The 2,500-nt window shown below is 53.0% G+C and carries 1 rRNA gene (cut by a window edge); it reads left to right on the top strand.

The window, feature by feature from the left end:
* Positions 1-2,480: ribosomal RNA gene (locus AC1RTB_RS26370) — 23S ribosomal RNA — on the top strand; it begins 343 nt to the left of the window's first position.
* Positions 2,481-2,500 lie beyond the last annotated feature (20 nt).

Genomic DNA, 2,500 nt, shown 5'->3' with positions numbered 1-2,500 from the left:
TGAGAGACAAGCGGAACCTTCTGGAAAGTAGGGCCATAGTGGGTGACAGCCCCGTACGCGTAATGCGATCAATCGTCCTTGAGTAAGGCGGGACACGTGAAATCCTGTCTGAACATGGGTAGACCACTATCCAAGCCTAAGTACTCGTGCATGACCGATAGCGAACTAGTACCGTGAGGGAAAGGTGAAAAGCACCCCGACAAGGGGAGTGAAATAGTACCTGAAACCGGTTGCCTACAAACAGATGGAGCCTGAAATGGTGACATCGTACCTTTTGTATAATGGGTCAGCGACTTAGTGTGACGAGCAAGCTTAAGCCGGTAGGTGTAGGCGCAGCGAAAGCGAGTCTGAACAGGGCGTTCAGTTCGTCGCATTAGACCCGAAACCGAGTGATCTAGCCATGAGCAGGTTGAAGGTTGGGTAACACCAACTGGAGGACCGAACCCGTAACTGTTGCAATAGTTTGGGATGACTTGTGGCTAGGGGTGAAAGGCCAATCAAACTCGGAAATAGCTGGTTCTCCGCGAAATCTATTTAGGTAGAGCGTCGACCGAATACCCCAGGGGGTAGAGCACTGGATGGGCTAGGGGATCTCACCGATTTACCAAACCTAACCAAACTCCGAATACCTGGGAGTACTAGTCGGCAGACACACAGTGGGTGCTAACGTCCATTGTGGAAAGGGAAACAACCCTGACCTACAGCTAAGGTCCCCAAGTTATGGCTAAGTGGGAAAGGATGTGAGGATCCCAAAACAACCAGGATGTTGGCTTAGAAGCAGCCATCATTTAAAGAAAGCGTAACAGCTCACTGGTCTAAATAAGGGTCTTTGCGCCGAAAATGTACCGGGGCTAAAGCCATACACCGAAGCTTAGGATTGTATATTCCTTCGGGAATATGCAGTGGTAGCGGAGCGTTCTGTAAGCTGACGAAGCGGCACCTGTGAGGGGCCGTGGAGGTATCAGAAGTGCGAATGCTGACATGAGTAACGTAAGGGGAGTGAGAGACTCCCCCGCCGAAAGTCCAAGGGTTCCTGCTTAAAGCTAATCTGAGCAGGGTTAGCCGGCCCCTAAGTCGAGGCAGAAATGCGTAGACGATGGGAACCACGTTAATATTCGTGGGCCTGGAGGAAGTGACGGATCGCGTATGTTGTGGGGTCTTATTGGATTGATCCCTGCAGCGAAGTGGTTCCAGGAAATAGCTCCTCCGCTATAGACCGTACCCGAAACCGACACAGGTGGACTGGTAGAGTATACCAAGGCGCTTGAGAGAACTATGCTGAAGGAACTCGGCAAATTGCACGCGTAACTTCGGAAGAAGCGTGACCCTTTCATGCGCAAGCATGTGGAGGGTGGCACAGACCAGGGGGTAGCGACTGTTTATCAAAAACACAGGGCTCTGCGAAGTCGCAAGACGACGTATAGGGTCTGACGCCTGCCCGGTGCTGGAAGGTTAAAGGGAGAGGTGCAAGCTTTGAACTGAAGCCCCAGTAAACGGCGGCCGTAACTATAACGGTCCTAAGGTAGCGAAATTCCTTGTCGGGTAAGTTCCGACCTGCACGAATGGCGTAACGACTTCCCCGCTGTCTCCAGCATAGACTCAGTGAAATTGAATTCCCCGTGAAGATGCGGGGTTCCTGCGGTTAGACGGAAAGACCCCGTGCACCTTTACTATAGCTTTACATTGGCATTCGTAGTGGCATGTGTAGGATAGGTGGTAGGCTTTGAAGCCAGGGCGCCAGCCTTGGTGGAGCCAACCTTGAAATACCACCCTTATCTCTATGGATGTCTAACCGCGGCCCGTTATCCGGGTCCGGGACAATGTATGGTGGGTAGTTTGACTGGGGCGGTCGCCTCCTAAAGAGTAACGGAGGCGCGCGATGGTGGGCTCAGACCGGTCGGAAATCGGTCGTCGAGTGCAATGGCATAAGCCCGCCTGACTGCGAGACTGACAAGTCGAGCAGAGACGAAAGTCGGTCATAGTGATCCGGTGGTCCCGCGTGGAAGGGCCATCGCTCAACGGATAAAAGGTACGCCGGGGATAACAGGCTGATGACCCCCAAGAGTCCATATCGACGGGGTTGTTTGGCACCTCGATGTCGACTCATCGCATCCTGGGGCTGGAGCAGGTCCCAAGGGTATGGCTGTTCGCCATTTAAAGCGGTACGTGAGTTGGGTTCAGAACGTCGTGAGACAGTTCGGTCCCTATCTGCCGTGGGTGTAGGAATATTGAAAGGATCTGTCCCTAGTACGAGAGGACCGGGATGGACGGATCTCTGGTGGACCTGTTGTGGCGCCAGCCGCATAGCAGGGTAGCTATATCCGGACGGGATAACCGCTGAAGGCATCTAAGCGGGAAACCCACCTTAAAACGAGTATTCCCTTGAGAACCGTGGAAGACGACCACGTTGATAGGCCGGGTGTGGAAGTGCGGCAACGCATGAAGCTTACCGGTACTAATAGTTCGATTGGCTTGATCGTTCTCATTCCTAATGTCCATC

It is taken from the genome of Aminobacter sp. GW821-FHT11F06 (assembly GCF_058808215.1).
This window is presented reverse-complemented; position numbering and strand designations above follow the sequence as displayed.